Source organism: Parviterribacter multiflagellatus, assembly GCF_056863265.1.
Window position 1 is genome coordinate 100,637 of the sequence record NZ_JBXPIZ010000007.1, and the last position, 14,949, is coordinate 115,585.

Consider the following 14,949-nt stretch of genomic DNA (forward strand, 5'->3'; position numbering starts at 1 on the left):
GCGCGCGGCCGCCAGGCCGCGCGCGGCTGTCGTATGTGCAACGAGACTTTCACGCGTTCCTCAAGTCGCTGAGCGGCCCCGTCGAGGACTCCGTGCATGGACGGCACGTGGCTCTGTCCCGACCGCGAAGACCGTGAGCGGCTGCTCGACATGGAGCCGCGCCTGAAGGCAGTCCGCACCTGGACGATGGGCGGCCTCGGCGTCGCGCTGCTCGTCTCGGGGCCCTGGCTCGGGTTCTGGACGCTCATCCCGCTCGTCGTCGCGGCCGTCGCGTTCCTCGCGGTCGACCGCCAGCTCGCCCAGCGCGCGCAGCCGGAGCTGTGGATCGGCGGCGCGTGGATCTGCTCGCAGCTCGCGATCGCCGCGTCCGTCTGGCTCACCGGCGGTCCCGAGAGCCCGGCCGTCGCGTGGCTCGCCATCCCCGTCGTCACGCTCAGCGCCCGCTTCACCACGCGCGGCGTCGGCGTCGGCGTCGCCCTCACGGCGCTGCTGATGGTCGCCGTCACGCTCGGCGCGGACGCGCAGGCGGTCGTCGACGAGCCGCCCACGCTGCTCTTCCCGCTCGCCCTCCTGGCGGGCGTCGCGCTGCTCTCCACCGCGCTGATGCGGTCGGATCTCGAGCACCGCACCGAGTCGGTCCTCGACGGCCTCACCGGCATGCTCAACCGCCGCGCGCTCGCGGCGCGGATGGCCGAGCTGGACGAGCAGGCGCGGCTCACCCACGAGCCGGTCGGCGTCGTCGTCGGCGACATCGACCACTTCAAGCGCATCAACGACGAGCACGGCCACGCCCGCGGCGACGCGGTGCTCATCGACGTCGCGTACGCGCTGCGCAAGCAGCTGCGCGCCTTCGACCTCGCGTACCGCGTCGGCGGCGAGGAGTTCCTCGTCCTGCTCCCGGGCGCGACGCTGGAGGAGACCGCGGCGCTGGCCGAGCGGCTGCGCGAGGCGGTCGAGATCCGGCCCTACGCCGGCATCACCGTGACGATGTCGTTCGGCGTCGCCAACACGCAGGGGACGACGATCCTCGCCGACGCGATGCTCCGCGCGGACACCGCGCTGTACACCGCCAAGCGCGGCGGCCGCAACTGCGTGCGCTCGTCAGCGCTCGCCGCGGAGGATGGCGATGAGGCGGTCGAGCAGATCGCTGCGGTGCAGCCCGTCGTGCTGGAGCTCGTTGGTGATGAGCGAGCGCAGCCCGGCGATCGCTGAGCACGTCTCGCGCGACAGGTCCGCGTCGACGTACATGTCGTCGAGGTAGATCGCCGCGACCGCCGGCACCTCGTTGCGCCCGAGCTGCGCGGGGTCGTAGAGCGCGGGCCAGTCCTCGGCCTGCGCCAGCAGCTCCGCGACCTCCGCGAACGGCCGCAAGGACGGCTCCTCCTCGAACAGCCACGGGAAGATCATCTCGCCCAGGAAGAGCGGGGTGGAGGTGTGCGCGTCGAGCACGCGCTGCGCCGCCCAGCGCGTCGCGGCGCCCTGCGCGTAGATCGCCTCGTGCAGCAGCGCGTAGAGCGGGGAGCGGGTGAACGACAGCCGCTGCTCGACCTCCTCGAGGAACAGCGCGGACAGCTCGGCGCCGTCGAACGCGCCCTCGACCAGGTGGTGGAGCTGCTCGAACGCGGGCTGCATCCCGAGCCCGAGCCCGACGGTCCGCAGGCGCAGCGCGCTGAGCGTGCCGCCGCGGGGGAGCGTGACGCCGCCCGCCGCGTCGAGGTGCGCGAGGACCCGCTCCCACGCGTCCCGGTCGTCGGGGTAGCGCGCGAGGTAACCGGCGATGCGCGTGTCGAGCCGTGAGAACGTCGCGCGGTAGACGTCCTCTGCGGGGCGCGCGAGCGGCGGCAGCCCGCCGGTGATGAACGCCTCGCGCAGGCCCTCGGGCGCGAACGACAGGTACGTGAGGGTGCAGAAGCCGCCGAACGACTGGCCGAGCACCGACCAGGGCGCGCCGCCGGTGAACGTCGGGCGGATCGCCTCGGCGTCGCGGACGATCGCGTCGGCGCGGAAGTGGCGCAGGTACGCGGCCTGCTCGGCGGCCGACGGGCCGGCCGCCGCGGGGAGCGAGCGCGCCGTGACGGGGGAGGAGAGCCCGGTGCCGCGCTGGTCGAGCAGCACGACGTGGAAGTCCTCCAGCGCGCGGCCGAGCCACGAGTCGGCCGCCTCGGGCCGCCGGGCGGGCTGGCCGGGGCCGCCGTTGAGCATGAGCAGGAACGGCCGCTCCTCGTCGGCGTGCCGCGGGGCGCGGACCTCGCGGGCGAACAGCTCGATCGTGCGATCGTCGCCCGGCGCGAGCGGCACCCGGAAGCGGTGCTCGACGAGGCGCAGCCCGGGGACGTGGCGGACGGGCGAGGCACGGTGCGGGATGGCGGCGGGCACGCCGCAGGAGGCTACGCGCCCCGGCGCCGCGAACGTGTCGCGGCGCCGGGGGCGGGGTGCGCCGGCTAGGGCGCGAACGCGCGCCAGGCCGCCCGGTCGTCGATGCGCCGGGCGAGGCGGGCGAGGGAGAGGGCGGCGCGGCGGCGGACCCGCCTGGGTCCGGGCGGGCCGGGCGGCCGGTGCGGCGGCCAGCCCTCGATGTACGGCCGGTTGGGCCGATGCTCGTGGCGGATGGCCTCGAGGTGCAGCATGGAGTTCACGACGGTCGTCCTTTGAGGATCGGTTCTGCAATGCGGTTCGGGTCGTGAACCGCGCCGGGGGCGACGCCGGCGGCCGTGGAGCAGCGGGGTCGGTCGGGCGGTTCGGGCGCCCGTGACCCAGCGATGCGGCCTAGGTCAAGAGCGCGTCAGAGCACGCGTGGTCGCCATCGCCGGGCGGCGAGACGGAAGAACGGGCGTGCTGTGCATTCGGACGAGCTGCATGTGCGACCTCCCTCGGACTGAGGGCCCGACGAACTTACAGGTGCGGGCCGTCGGATACAAGCGGCGGATTCGAACCCGCCACCGGCGGGACGTCCTCGGGCGGCATCGGGCGCGCGTAGAGGAAGCCCTGCACGGCGTCGCAGCCGATCGCGGCGACCGCCTCCGCCTGCGCCACCGTCTCGACGCCCTCGGCGACGACGATCAGCCCGAGGCTGTGGGCGAGCTGCGTGATCCCGCGCGTCAGCTCCAGCGCCGCGGTGCCCCCGTCCGGGGTCCCCAGCGGGGCGACGAACTCACGCGCGATCTTCAGGAAGTCGAGCGGCAGGCGCCGCAGGTACGCCAGCGAGGAGTAGCCGGTGCCGAAGTCGTCGACCGCCACCCGGACGCCGAGCGCCCGGACGCACGCGAGCTTGGACGCCGCGAGGTCGAGGTCGTCCATCATCGCGCTCTCCGTCAGCTCCAGCACGAGCCGCGACGGTGCCAGGCCGCTCTCGGCCAGCGCCGCCTCGACGTCGTCGCAGAAGCCCGGGTCCGCGAGGTGCGCGGCGGCGACGTTGACGCCGACGCCGAACACGACGTCGTCCGGGAGGCCGGCCGTCCACACGGCGGTGTCGGCGCAGGCCGCGCGCAGCATCTGCCGGCCGATCGGGACGATGAGCCCGGTGCGCACCGCCGCGTCGAGGAACGCGCCCGGGGCGAGCAGTCCGCGGGTCGGGTGCTCCCACCGCACGAGCGCCTCGACCCCGACCGGCGCGCCGCCGGGGCGGACGACCGGCTGGTAATGGGGGACCAGCTCGCCGCGCTCGACCGCCGCGCGCAGGTCGTCCTCGAGCCGCAGCTGCGCGAGCGCCTCCGCGTGCATCTCGGGGCGGAAGAGCACGGCCGTCCCGCGCGCGCACGCCTTGCTGCGGCTGAGCGCGAGGTCGGCGCCGTGGAGCGCCTCGGCCGGGCCGGCGCCCGTGCCGTGCGGGGTCACCCACACGCCCGCGCTCGCGCCGATGCGCAGGGTGCGCCCGTCGAGCACGAGCGGCTCGGCCAGCGCGGCGAGCAGCGCGTCGGCGCGCGCGAGCGCCTCCGGCTCGCCCTCGCCCACCCGCAGGAGCACCGCGAACTCGTCGCCACCGAGCCGCGCGAGCAGCTCGCCGTCCCGCGCCGCCGCGCGCAGCCGGTGCGTGGCGGCGCCGAGCAGCCGGTCGCCGGTCGCGTGGACGAGCGAGTCGTTGACCTGCTTGAAGTCGTCGAGGTCGACGAGGACGAGCGCGACCGGGCTCAGCGCCGCGGCCGCATCGCCCAGCGCCGCGGCCAGCCGCTGCTCGAGCCGCGCGCGGTTGGGCAGGCCGGTCAGCCGGTCGTGGTAGGCGAGGTGCTCGACGCTGGCGGCCGCGCGCTCCTCCTGCAGCGCGTCGTAGCGGAGCATCGACTGCGCGAACGCGTGCATGACGCCGCCGGCGACCGCGAGCGAGGGGAGGAGCTGCACGGCGTCGCTCACGCTCGCGTCGCCCGGTCCGACGAGCACCGCGCCGAGGTGCGCCGCGCCGTAGCCGAGGACGCCGATCGCGGTCCGCAGGGTGCCGGTGAAGAGGGAGCGGAAGAGGACGCCGACGAGGACGAGGGCGATCGTCTCGTGTGCGCCCGCCAGCGCCCCGGCGAGGAACACGAGCGCGAACTCGGCGGGGTCGCCCCACCAGGGCATCCGCTGGCGACGGCAGCACTGCTGCCACCACACCCACAGGGCGAGCAGCACGAAGACCGGCGCCACCGAGGGCGCGCCGGCGAGCACGACGACCGCGCACGGGAGCGCGAGGACGAGGAACAGCCTGCGGGTGCGCTTGATCGGGCGCGGGCCGAGCAGCCCGGCCGCGCGGCGGGTCGTGTTCGGTACCACGCACGACAGGTCCACCTGCCTTGCGTCGGCGGGTGTTACGGAAAGCTTGAACCGCCTCGGCGCTGTTGGCACGGGGCCGCGCCGAGGCGGATCAGCGACGTTCCGCTACTTGCGCAGGGTGAGGTTGCGCGCGCCGGTGAGGCCGGCGCCGGACACCGTCGCGCGGACCTTCACCCGCGCGCCCCGCCGCACCGCCCGCAGGCCGGCGCGGGTGAGCTTCACCCGCACCACGCCCGACCGGCCGGAGGCCAGCGCGAGCCGGCCGCTGCCGAGCCGAGCGGCGCCCCGCTTCAGCGTCACCGTGCCCTTGCACACGCCCGGCAGGCCCGCGGGGCACGCGACGGGGAGCCGGACGATGCCGCGCACGACGCGCACGGTCGACGCACCGCGCAGCTTCACCGCGGCGCGCCGCTTGGCGGCCCGGCGCGGCGCGACCGCGAGGCGGCTGGGTGCGCTCCCCGCCACGATCGCGGCGGGGGCGGGGGAGCCGTCGCCCAGCGTGGTCGGAGCGGCCCCGCACCCGAGCGCGAGCGCGATCTGCTGGCCGCGGTCGATCGTCAGCGAGCGCCGCTCGAGCACGGTGCCGTCGGGCTCCTCGCAGGTCAGCTCGTAGGCCTCCTTGCCGCCCGGCTCGGTCGTCGTCCTCGTGACGACCCGGGTCGCCTTCACCGTGTACTGGCCGGTGAGCGCCGCGTAGTAGTGGACCTTCACGGTGTACGTGCCGGCGCCCGCGTTCTCGATCAGCACCGTCTCCTCGGCGCCGGGCAGGTTGCCCGACTCGCCGACCTTGACGCCGTCCTTGTGGACCTCGATGTCGTAGTCCTCGGGCAGCGTCGAGGTGAGCGTGATGCGCAGCGCGTCACCGCCGCCGTACGCGATGTCGTGCGACGCCGTGCCGTTCGGGACGTTCGGGGCGCCGCCGACCGACGCGACCTCCTCGGCGTCGGTCGTCTCGGTGGTGACCTTCCCGCGGCCCACGAACGGCCGCGTCGACGGGCCGACGTGCCAGGCGAACGAGCCGCTCGCCGGGATCGTCGTCGTGGTGTCCTGCGTGTCGGTCAGCGTGATCGCGGGCTGCGTGCCGGTGAGGCAGACGCCGCCCTCCAGCGCCGCGAGGTTGACGACCGGCTCGATGCCGCGCGCGCAGTACTCGCTCGTCGTGGTCGGGAAGGACTTCTTCAGCCGCAGCACCTTGCCGGCCGGCGCGGTGCCGGTGACGACGGCGTGGTCGCGCGGCTCGGCCGCGGCCTCGGCGGCGATCAGCAGCGCTTCCTGCAGGCCGCCCGCGCCCTTGGCGTGGTCGTTCTGCCCGGTCCACTCGGCGACGACCGCGCGCTCGTACGGCTCGTGGAACTGGCCGTCAGGCGGGCCCATCTCGATCGTGTAGCCGAACCCGCCGGTGGCCGCGTACGTGTCGTCCTCGGTCGTGCCCGCGGTGTCGTACAGCTCCCACGAGTACTGCGACGTGTAGCCGGCCGCGCGGCCCATCGCGTCGCCGACCTCCTTCATCCGCGCCTCGTCGGGCGCCAGGCCGGACCCGCTCAGGCCGGGCGGGCGCAGCACGAGCGCCGCGACGGTGTGGACGGAGACGAGCGTCGTGACGTGGTGCGTGCGGGCGTAGTTCCACACCGCCTGCGTCTCCGGCTCCGAGCGCGGGCCGGGGCCGTGGTAGCTCTGCGAGGTGACGTCGGCGCTCGAGCCCGGGCCGCCCCAGAGGTTGCCGTAGTTGCGGTTGTTGTCGACGCCCCACGTCAGCTCGCACGGGGTCGTCGGCGGGACGATCTCGCCGTCGCAGTTCTTGCGGCGGTAGGCGAAGATGCCGCCGGGCGGGGCGATCGCGTTGACGACCGTCGCGGGCGAGTCGGACCCCGGGAACGTGTCGATCGGGTCGAACGCGCCGCGGCTCGTGATGTAGCCGTCGACGTTGACGACGGGCAGGATCACCACGCGCTCGCGCTCCAGCAGGGCGCGGACGCGCGGGCTGTCGCTCTTCACCAGCAGGTGCGCCAGCTCCATCGGCGCCTCGGCCGACGGCCACTCGCGCGCGTGGTGGTTGCCCATCAGGAAGAAGACCGGGCGGCCGTCCGCGGCGCCGACGTCCTGCGCGATCTCGATGCCGGAGATCTCGCGGCCCTGGTGCGTCGTGCCGAACACGACCTTCCGGACGCGGTCTGGGTGCTGGGCGGCGAGCTCCTTCATCTCGGCCTGGATCTCGTCGTACGTGCGGTACGTCGTGCGGCCGGACGGGAGCGGCGAGCCGCCCTCGCCCACGCGCTGGGCGTACCGCGCGTCGGCGGCGCGGGCGCTCGCGAACGACCGCGTCAGGTCGGCGACGCGGGTCGTCGTCTTCAGCTTCGTGGCGGCGAGCTGCGCGGCCTGCGCGGCGCCCGCGACGACGACGTCGGCCCAGCCGCGGCCCATGTTGTGGGTGACGTCGAAGCCCATCCGCTCGAGCCCGTGGAGCTGGTCGGCGGTGCCCTCGACGCGCACGAGCGACGGGGCGCCCTGCGGCAGCGCGGGCCGCTGGACGTCGGCGAGCGTGAAGCGGACCTTCGCGCCCTCCGCCGCCCCGGCGCGGCGGCAGCCCTGGGCGACGACCTGCTGGCCGGCGGTGACCCACGTCTGCGCGGTCTCGGCGCCGCCGAAGCCCTGCGACGCGGCGAGCCCCTGGCCGCTGCGGGCGTCGCGCAGCACGAGGTCCCAGTCGCCCTTGCCGCTCAGCCGCGCGGTGAGGAACCCGGACATCGGCGCGCGGTACGTCGCGCCGTCGAGCCCGCGCCCGGCGGCCGTCTCGGTGCACGTCTTGGCGGTCGTGCGCGCGGCGTCGAGCGCCTTGGTGACGGCCGGCAGCAGCGTCGGCGCCTTCGGCGTGTCGGCCTGCGCACCGGCCGCGGGGACGAGCGCGAGCGCCATCCCGGCGGCGAGGGAGGGGAGTCGTCGGTCCATGATGCGGACCGGAACGACGCCGCTCGTCACAACTTGCGCGAACTCCGTGCGGCGGGAGGGAGGTGGCGCGCCGAGGTGCGGCGGGCGGGCGGTGGCGCGCTACGCCGCGGCGGCGAGGGCCGGCGCCGGCTCGGCAGACCGATCGGGCCCGACCGCGCTGCGCGTCGCGAGGATCGACGGCGCCGGGAGGCGGAACGTGATCACGCCGTCGCCCGCGGCGACCGCGCGCCCGCCGAGCTCGTCACGGAAGAGGCGCAGCGCCGCGCGGTTGTCGCCCTGGACGATCGCCTGGACCGCGTCGCAGGGGCGGTGGAAGCCGTACTCCAGCAGCGCTGCGCGGACGACGCGCGCGCCCAGGCCCCGCCCGCGGCAGTCGTCGGCGACCACGACCGCGACCTCCGCCTGCCGCTCGCCGTCGTGGACGACGCGCGCGACCGCGGCCAGCTCGCCATCGGGCCGCTCGGCGACGACCGCGACGTGGCGGCGGCCGTCGACGTCGGTCAGGTACGACAGCTCGCGCGTGGTCAGGTCGCCCTTGGCGCCGTGGAAGCGGCGGTACCGGGTCTCCGCGGACAGGCGGCCGTGGAACCGCGCGAGGCGGTCACGGTCGGCTTCGGTGATGTGGCGGAGCACGGTCACGTCCCAAGAGTCGGACGATGGTGTCCCGTTCTCCGTGTCGTGCATCACCTTCCGTGTGGGCGTCCTGTCAAGTGGGCACGCCGGAACCCATGAGCTTCGACGCAGACCATCCCGGCACCGCGTCGCCCGGCGCGGAGGAGACCGAGCGGCTCAACGCCGTCCCGGAGCCCGAGCGCCAGGAGGAGGGCAAGGCGCGCGAGGGCGGCGCGCCCGCCCCGGAGCCCGACCAGGGCTCCGATCCGCCGCCGGACACCGAGGTGCCGGGCGAGCGGTACGCCTAGCGGGCCGCGCCTCTACCGCGCGCCGGCGGGCTTCAGCGGGATCTTCGCCACGGCCGCGTAGCCGGCGAAGAACGACGCGACGTCCGTGCCGTCGGCCGGCGCCGCGCCGGCCGCGCAGTTCACCGACGCGAGCAGGTCGTTCCCGAGCCAGTCGGTCCCGCTCGTCGTGGTCCTGACGCCGCGCACCGTGCCCGCGTTGCAGGTCGGCGTGTTGAGGTTGAACACCGTCCCGCGCGTCAGCTTGCCGCGGTGCGCGTCGAACCACGCGATCGTCTGCTTCACGCCCGACGCGAAGTCGACGGGCGGCCCGAAGCCCTGCGAGGTCGCAAGCGCCGGCAGGCCGAGCTGGGCCGCCGCGCGCGCCGCGCCGACGGACAGCGGTGCGGTTGGACACGGCGGGCCAGGATGTCCAGGTCGTGTCATCGCGGTGTGACCAACTGGTGAGCGCGTTCGCGCCGGAGTGGGCACACTGAGGACATGAGCCGCACCCAGTTCGTCATACGCTACGTCCTGCCGGTCGTCGTGGTGGTCGGCGGCGTGATCGTGTTCGTCATCGATCCGTCGCTCACCGGCGCGGAGGGCGCGGCCGGGATCATCGGCGCCGGGCTGGCGATCTACCTCTTCAACTGGCTCTTCCGGATCGGGCTGGCGGGCGAGAAGGACCGCGACGACGAGGAGCGCGCCCGCGAGTACTTCGACCGTCACGGCCACTGGCCCGACGAGGCGCCGCGGCCGCGGTGAGCGTCGACTTCGAGCGCTCGGCCCGCAGGACGGGCCGGTCGTCGTGCTGGCCCACTCGATCGGGACCTCGCGGCTCGGATGGAAGGACGTCGCCCGGCGCCCGCGTGGAGGTCGTCGCCGACGCCGGCCGCCTCGCGCCCTACGAGCGCCCGGACGAGGTGGCCGCGCTGCTGCGCGACCACCTGCTGCGCTGAGGTGTCGACCTGCGGCCGACGGGCTGCTGACGTTCGACGGTCGCGGGCCCGGCACCCGCGCCGTAGCGTCGCGGCATGCGCCTCACCCGCCTCGGCGGCGCGGCTCTTTCCGCGCTCGCCTGCCTGACGCTGCTCGCTCCCACGACGGCCGGCGCCCAGCGCGCCGGCACGCCACGCGAGATCCCGGTCGACGTGACGTTCGGCTTCGAGTACACGACGACGTGGAACGCCCCCGCGTTCATGCGGCTGAAGGACAGCTACCACGAGTTCTGGACCGAAGGGAAGGGCAGCGAGACGTACAAGCTGAAGGAGCGTCGCCCCTGGCGGATGGCGTTCCGCTGGGACCGCGTCAACGGCTGGGGGATCTACGACGTCCCGACCAAGCAGCGCAGCCGGGGCGGCTTCCCGCTGTCCGGGCCGCACACGCGCAGCCGCGAGTGGCGCAGCTGGGCGACCGGTCCGGACGGGTTCGACGAGCGCCACGAGGGCGACTGCGGCACACGGCTGCCGTCGCTGGAGGTCCACGTCATGAAGGGGACCAACGGCTTCTACCCGTCGATGGGCCGGGACTTCTCCGTCTCGGACGGCACGGGCGAGGGGTTCCAGGACTGCGAGGTCGTCTACCCGAAGGGCGGCCCCGGGTCGGCGTGGAACCTGCGCGGGAAGGAGATCGCCGACCGGACGATCGCGTCGCGCCGGTCGTTCTCGATCCAGGACGCGCAGACGTGGAAGTGGTCGGCACCCGCAGGCGAGCGGCCGATGACGAGCGAGTCCACGCTGCGCTGGAAGCTCACGTTCACCCGCGCGAAGAAGGGCGCCGAGCGGCCGCGCGCGCCGAAGCGGGGGCGCGGCCGCTCGCGCCGCGGCTAGGGCGTGCCGTACTGGTCGACGGCGTAGTCGAGGAGCCGGGCGGCCTCGAGCTTCTCGGCCGGCGCGCGGAGGGTGATCTGCACGACGCCGGGGTGGCGGCCGATCTCGATGCCGCCCGCGATCGTCGCGCGGTTCATCACCTCGGGCACCGTCATCCCGAGCAGCGCCGCCGCCCGGGCGAGGCCGTTGTCGGTCGCGGCGTTGAGGTCGGCGCCGGTGCCGATGAACGCGATGGGAAGCGACTCCTCCAGCGCGTCGAGCCCGTGCTTGCGGCCGAGCGCCAGCGCCCGCCGGCGCTCCTCGGCGGTCAGCGGCTTGGCGAGGTGGGGGAGGTCGTCGACGACCGGAAAGAGGATCGGGCCGTCGTTCCCCAGGCCCTTCAGGACCTCGACCTGCAGCGTCACCGTGCCCGCGACGTCCGCGGTGTGGCCCGCGATCTCGCCGTCGCCCTGGAAGGCGTGCATGTCGCCGAGGTAGACGCCCGCGCCCGGGATCTTCACCGGGCAGACGAGGATCGCGCCCGCGCGGACGCGGTTGACGTCCAGGTGGCCGTCGGTCTTGTGCCGATCGAGCTCCTCCTGCGTCAGCGCGTAGCGGTGCGGCGCGCCGACGAGAAACGCCCCGAAGTCGCCCGCGTTGTGGGAGTCGGGGATCGTCGTGGACGGCGACGTGCCGCACTGGCCGAGGAACGGCCGCAGCCGGGTCGCGAGCGCGACGAGGTCGTGCGGTGCGAACCCGAGGATCGGGTGCTGCTTGGACGCGTCCGGCAGCGCCGCGTACCGGGCCGCGTCGCGCGCGAAGCCCTCGGCAGCCGCCTGCGGGACGGTCACGCCGACCGAGCGCAGGTCGTCGTAGGCGATCGTGTAGCCGTTGGTGAACGTGAACGGGGTGGCGTCCGCGCCGCAGTTCACGCACCGGATCGACTCCGGCCCGATGCCCTCGACGCGCGTCTCCGGCCACTCGGTCCCGCACGACGCGCACACCGGCGCGCAGTACGGATCGCCGTTGAAGCGGCCGTCCATCGGCTGGTCGTTGCCCGACGAGGAGGCCAGCGACGTGATCTCGACGTCCTTGATGCGCAGCGCGACGGCGTCGCCGACCTCGGCGCCGTCCACGAGCACCGGCGTGCAGACCTCGTGCCCGCCGCGGATCGACGGCGTGATCATCGGCCCCCAGCACCCGGGCGTCGAGTTCCACACGATGTGCCCGCCGTCGGCGACCGTCCCCGCCGTCGGCGCGTCCGGGCCGAGCAGCCCGTCCGTGTAGGTGTCGACGAACACGGTCCGCCGGACGTCGGTGGCGACGGCCGGAGCCTCGTCGATGGCCATGGGTGAACCTCCTGGTGCGCTGGTGGGTTGGAGACCCTGCGCCGCATCGTACGCGCCGTCACAGCGAACGGCACTCGCGCTACTAGGAGGTGACACCCCGCCGATCCCTTGCCGCTCGATGGTCCCGACATCTCCAGGCTGTACCGCCTGCACGCCGAAGCGCTCGTGAGGTTCCTCGCGCGCCGCACCTACGACCCCGAGGCCGCGATCGACCTCGTCGCGGAGACCTTCGCCGCCGCCTTCGAAGGGCGCGCACGGTTCCGGGGGGACAGCGACGAGGAGGCGGTGGCCTGGCTCTACGGGATCGCCCGCAACCAGCTGGGCGGCTGGTACCGGCGCGGTGAGGTGGAGCGACGCGCCGTGCGCCGGCTCGGGGTGGACGTGCGGCCGCTGACCGACGCCGAGCAGGAGCGGATCGAGGATCTCGCCGAGCTGGCGGACCTGCGGGCACGGGTGGCGGAGCTGCTCGACGAACTGCCCGCCGAGGGACGGGTGGCGGTGCGGCTGCGGATCGTGGAGGAACGCTCGTACGGCGAAGCGGCCGTGGCGCTCGGGGTGACCGAGCAGGTCGTGCGGGCGCGGGTCTCACGTGCGCTCCGGGCGCTGGCCGCCCGGCTGGAGGAGGTGCGCTCCGGTGGCTGACCGGCTGCCCATCCTGGACGAGCTGGGCGAGGCGCTCGACGACGCGTTCGCGCGCGCCGAGACGCGTGCGACACGGAAGCGGCTCGCTCGCGCGCCGGCCCCGCTGCGGGCGCTGCCGCGGCGGTCGCTCGCACTCGCGTCGCTGGCCCTCGTGCTGCTCGGAGCCACGGCGGCCGGCGGCACGGTCGTCGTCCTGCGTGGCGCGGTCGTTCCCGCGCCCGATCCCTCGGTGGCAGGGCCGGCGCAGACGCCCGCGCCGGGCACCTCGCGCCTCGCAGACGCCCGCGCGGCGGACCCGGCGGGCGAGCCGAGGTGGGCGCTCCGGGTCGCACGCAGCCGCACTGGGCTGGTTTGCGGGACGGTCGGCGAGGTCCGCGGCGACCGGTTCGGGCTGACCGGGCTCGACGGCCGGTTCCGGCTGCTGCCCGAGCGGCTGGTCGACGCCTGCAGCGCGCCGCGTGCGCGCGCGGCGACCCTGCTCGGGGTGCGCGTCCTCGACGCGCGCGCCGAGCGCGACGTGCGCACCGTCCTGTACGGGCTGTCCGAGGATCTGGAGGCGGTCGACGTCTCCGCCCGCGGCCGGAGGGAGCGTGTGCCGGTCGCCGCCGACGGCAGCTTCGTCGCGGCGTACGCCGGCTACCCCGAGGACGTCGTCCTGGTCGCCACGCTGCGGTTCCACGACGGGCGGACCGAGGAGCATCGGCTCGGGACGAGCGCCGACGTCGTCCCCGATCCGGACGGCGGCCGCGCCTGGCGGGTGGAGGCGCTCATGTTCGGCGCCGGGCCCGGCGCTCCTCGGGACCCCCGGACGTGCATCTCGTTCCGTCCCGCGCGCGCGGTCGTCGGGACTCCGGTGATCAGCCCGGCAGCGTGCGGCATCCTACGCGGGACCCGAGTGCGCCGAGGCCTGTTCTTCGCGGTGCGGCGGATCACGCCCGGGACGGGTGGCATCCCGCTCCAGCTCGACGGCGACGGCAACTGGGGCGACCATCCGAGCCGGACGGCGGTGTGGGGCGCCGCGGGGACCGACGTGCGGCGGATCGAGGTGGTCGGGCCGGGCGGGGACGCGAGGCCCGCCCAGCGCGCGCCCGGCGGCGCCTTCCTCGTGGTGCTCCCCGGCAGCGTCGACCCGGCCGGCCTGCGCGTGCGGGCCACGTCCACCAGCGGCCGAACGGCCACGTACCGCGGCAGCACGAACCTCGTCCCAGGGAGAACGCGATGATCGGCCGGCTGCTCACCCGCACGTCGGTGCTCGCCGCGCTCGCCCTCGGGCTGGCGGTCGGGACCGTCCTCGCGGTCGCCGTCGGGCGCGGGGAGGGGGAGCGGCGCGTCGGGCCGCCGCAGCCGGCGCTCGCCGCCCAGGACGACCCCGGCGCGCCGCGCCCCGCGCCGGCGGGCGACCCGCGTCGCCCCCGCATCGCGGCGGCGCGCCCGCCCGTCCGCGGGTGGGGGATGCTCGAGCTGCAACCGGTCGGCCCGGTCCGGGTCGAGCTGCGCGTAGCCGACTCGCGCGGCGGCCCGGACTGGGCGGTGCGGACGTTCGTCGCCAAGCGCGTCGTGCCGGCCGAGGCGCGCCGGCGCGGGGTGGATCCGGTGGTCGGCCGGCCGCGGTGCGCGCAGCTCGGCCGCATCGTCGGTGGTCGGTTCGGCTGGATCGACGCGACGAACACGTTCCGCCCCGTCCGGATCGCCTACCGCGAGGCGCCACTGTGGTGCGGCACACGGCGTCCCGCCCTCGGCGGCCGCAGCCCGCACCTCGACGTCCGCACGCGCATCACCGACCCCCGCGCGGGCGCCGCGAGGGAGCTTCAGACCGTCGCGTGGGGCCTGTCGGGCCCGGGCACGCGGCCGGTCGTGCGCGTGCGGGGAGCCGTCGTCCCGGTCCCGCGCACGCCGTCCGGGGTCTTCGTGGCGGTCAGCCGGCCGGACCTGCGGGCTGCGGACGTCGAGGTCGTCGCGGGCGGCAGGCGCGCGTCGGCGGGAGCCGGCGGCGCGCGAGCCGGGCGCGTGTCCGTCGTCGACGCGCGGACGCCCGACCCCCACGGCGGCCTCCCGTACGGCATCGCGGTCGCCCGTGATCCCCAGGCCCCTCACGACCCTGCCGAGCTCTGCGTCACCGGCCCGGGCCGCGTCGTCGGGGACCGCGTCGGCCAGGTCGACTACACGCTCGGGACGGTCGAGACGGCGACGATCAGCCGCCTCTCGTGCGTGGGGCGTGGGCCGCGGCTGACGCGGAAGAACCCGTTCACCTACGGCACGCAGTCGGGCTCGGTCAGTGACGAGCCGGGCAGCGACCCGCTCGCCGGCCGCGTCGCGCGGCGCACGCTGCGCGGGCTGACGATCATCCACGGGCGCGCGCTGCCGGAGGTCACGCGGATCACGATCGCGACCCCTCGCGACCTTCGCACGCTCATTCCGTCGCGGCGGTACGGGACGTTCCTCGCCGCCTACGACGGCACGTTCCCGACCGGGGAGGCGCTCGTGACCGCGACCCTGCGTGACGGCACGACCCGCACGCAGCGCATCCCGCTCGGCTTCTGACCTTCGGCCGACGCGGTGCTCACC

Annotated in this window: 14 protein-coding genes; 7 read left to right on the forward strand and 7 right to left on the reverse strand. The window is 75.4% G+C overall.

Annotated elements, in window-relative coordinates; genetic code table 11:
* Positions 1–96 precede the first annotated feature (96 nt).
* Positions 97–1,212, forward strand: a complete 1,116-nt coding sequence (locus tag AC1UE5_RS16055; protein ID WP_482925270.1) for a GGDEF domain-containing protein — start codon at positions 97–99, stop codon at positions 1,210–1,212.
* On the opposite strand, the gene AC1UE5_RS16060 is transcribed toward AC1UE5_RS16055, so the two are convergent.
* From AC1UE5_RS16060 to AC1UE5_RS16080, 5 genes are all read right to left on the reverse strand, one after another.
* Positions 1,102–2,376 (reverse strand): alpha/beta fold hydrolase, encoded by a 1,275-nt coding sequence (locus AC1UE5_RS16060; RefSeq protein ID WP_482925272.1) that lies wholly within the window; start codon positions 2,374–2,376, stop codon positions 1,102–1,104. The two genes, AC1UE5_RS16055 and AC1UE5_RS16060, sit on opposite strands and share 111 nt — an antisense overlap.
* Before the next feature lie 65 nt (positions 2,377–2,441).
* A complete protein-coding gene (locus AC1UE5_RS16065; RefSeq protein ID WP_482925274.1) occupies positions 2,442–2,627 on the reverse strand; it encodes a hypothetical protein in 186 nt (61 codons plus the stop codon).
* 265 nt (positions 2,628–2,892) lie between these two features.
* Entirely contained in the window at positions 2,893–4,743 is a 1,851-nt protein-coding gene (locus tag AC1UE5_RS16070) for a putative bifunctional diguanylate cyclase/phosphodiesterase (RefSeq protein WP_482925276.1), read from the reverse strand.
* A gap of 105 nt (positions 4,744–4,848) precedes the next feature.
* Positions 4,849–7,689 carry a M14 family zinc carboxypeptidase gene (locus tag AC1UE5_RS16075; protein WP_482925278.1) on the reverse strand — a complete coding sequence of 947 codons (2,841 nt, stop codon included), beginning with the start codon at positions 7,687–7,689 and terminating at the stop codon, positions 4,849–4,851.
* A 99-nt stretch (positions 7,690–7,788) separates the two neighbouring features.
* Entirely contained in the window at positions 7,789–8,328 is a 540-nt protein-coding gene (locus AC1UE5_RS16080; RefSeq protein WP_482925280.1) for a GNAT family N-acetyltransferase, read from the reverse strand.
* Positions 8,329–8,417: 89 nt separating this feature from the next.
* Between AC1UE5_RS16080 and AC1UE5_RS16085 the strand changes: the two genes are divergently transcribed.
* Positions 8,418–8,609, forward strand: a complete 192-nt coding sequence (locus AC1UE5_RS16085; protein WP_482925282.1) for a hypothetical protein — start codon at positions 8,418–8,420, stop codon at positions 8,607–8,609.
* Positions 8,610–8,621: 12 nt separating this feature from the next.
* On the opposite strand, the gene AC1UE5_RS16090 is transcribed toward AC1UE5_RS16085, so the two are convergent.
* Positions 8,622–9,032, reverse strand: coding sequence for a 5'/3'-nucleotidase SurE (locus tag AC1UE5_RS16090; protein ID WP_482925284.1), 411 nt, complete (start codon positions 9,030–9,032; stop codon positions 8,622–8,624).
* 54 nt (positions 9,033–9,086) lie between these two features.
* Here AC1UE5_RS16090 and AC1UE5_RS16095 point away from each other — a divergent pair, with 54 nt between their 5' ends.
* Both AC1UE5_RS16095 and AC1UE5_RS16100 read left to right on the forward strand, forming a co-directional pair.
* Complete coding sequence (locus AC1UE5_RS16095; protein ID WP_482925286.1) at positions 9,087–9,350, forward strand: hypothetical protein; 264 nt, start codon at positions 9,087–9,089, stop codon at positions 9,348–9,350.
* A 269-nt stretch (positions 9,351–9,619) separates the two neighbouring features.
* Positions 9,620–10,414 carry a hypothetical protein gene (locus AC1UE5_RS16100; protein WP_482925288.1) on the forward strand — a complete coding sequence of 265 codons (795 nt, stop codon included), beginning with the start codon at positions 9,620–9,622 and terminating at the stop codon, positions 10,412–10,414.
* On the opposite strand, the gene AC1UE5_RS16105 is transcribed toward AC1UE5_RS16100, so the two are convergent.
* The gene (locus AC1UE5_RS16105; RefSeq protein ID WP_482925290.1) at positions 10,411–11,742 is read right to left on the reverse strand and encodes an acetamidase/formamidase family protein; all 1,332 of its coding nucleotides are present in this window, start codon (positions 11,740–11,742) and stop codon (positions 10,411–10,413) included. The genes AC1UE5_RS16100 and AC1UE5_RS16105 overlap by 4 nt on opposite strands.
* 108 nt (positions 11,743–11,850) lie before the next feature.
* Between AC1UE5_RS16105 and AC1UE5_RS16110 the strand changes: the two genes are divergently transcribed.
* Genes AC1UE5_RS16110 through AC1UE5_RS16120 form a run of 3 tightly spaced genes read left to right on the forward strand, consistent with a single transcriptional unit; the run spans position 11,851 to position 14,925 of the window.
* A complete protein-coding gene (locus AC1UE5_RS16110; protein WP_482925292.1) occupies positions 11,851–12,384 on the forward strand; it encodes an RNA polymerase sigma factor in 534 nt (177 codons plus the stop codon).
* On the forward strand, positions 12,377–13,606 hold the full coding sequence (locus AC1UE5_RS16115; protein WP_482925294.1) for a serine/threonine-protein kinase: 1,230 nt from the start codon (positions 12,377–12,379) through the stop codon (positions 13,604–13,606). Before AC1UE5_RS16110 ends, AC1UE5_RS16115 begins: the two co-directional genes overlap by 8 nt.
* On the forward strand, positions 13,603–14,925 hold the full coding sequence (locus AC1UE5_RS16120) for a hypothetical protein (protein ID WP_482925296.1): 1,323 nt from the start codon (positions 13,603–13,605) through the stop codon (positions 14,923–14,925). The genes AC1UE5_RS16115 and AC1UE5_RS16120 overlap by 4 nt, the downstream gene beginning before the upstream one ends.
* Positions 14,926–14,949: the final 24 nt, after the last annotated feature.

Bases quoted from the DNA above. Each gene is read 5' to 3' on its own strand.
- AC1UE5_RS16120 (WP_482925296.1), top strand. From the start codon at position 13,603: ATGATCGGCCGGCTGCTCACCCGCACGTCGGTGCTCGCCGCGCTCGCC.
- AC1UE5_RS16085 (WP_482925282.1), top strand. From the start codon at position 8,418: ATGAGCTTCGACGCAGACCATCCCGGCACCGCGTCGCCCGGCGCGGAG.
- AC1UE5_RS16065 (WP_482925274.1), bottom strand. From the start codon at position 2,627: ATGCTGCACCTCGAGGCCATCCGCCACGAGCATCGGCCCAACCGGCCG.
- AC1UE5_RS16105 (WP_482925290.1), bottom strand. From the start codon at position 11,742: ATGGCCATCGACGAGGCTCCGGCCGTCGCCACCGACGTCCGGCGGACC.
- AC1UE5_RS16100 (WP_482925288.1), top strand. From the start codon at position 9,620: ATGCGCCTCACCCGCCTCGGCGGCGCGGCTCTTTCCGCGCTCGCCTGC.
- AC1UE5_RS16090 (WP_482925284.1), bottom strand. From the start codon at position 9,032: ATGACACGACCTGGACATCCTGGCCCGCCGTGTCCAACCGCACCGCTG.
- AC1UE5_RS16055 (WP_482925270.1), top strand. From the start codon at position 97: ATGGACGGCACGTGGCTCTGTCCCGACCGCGAAGACCGTGAGCGGCTG.
- AC1UE5_RS16095 (WP_482925286.1), top strand. From the start codon at position 9,087: ATGAGCCGCACCCAGTTCGTCATACGCTACGTCCTGCCGGTCGTCGTG.
- AC1UE5_RS16075 (WP_482925278.1), bottom strand. From the start codon at position 7,689: ATGGACCGACGACTCCCCTCCCTCGCCGCCGGGATGGCGCTCGCGCTC.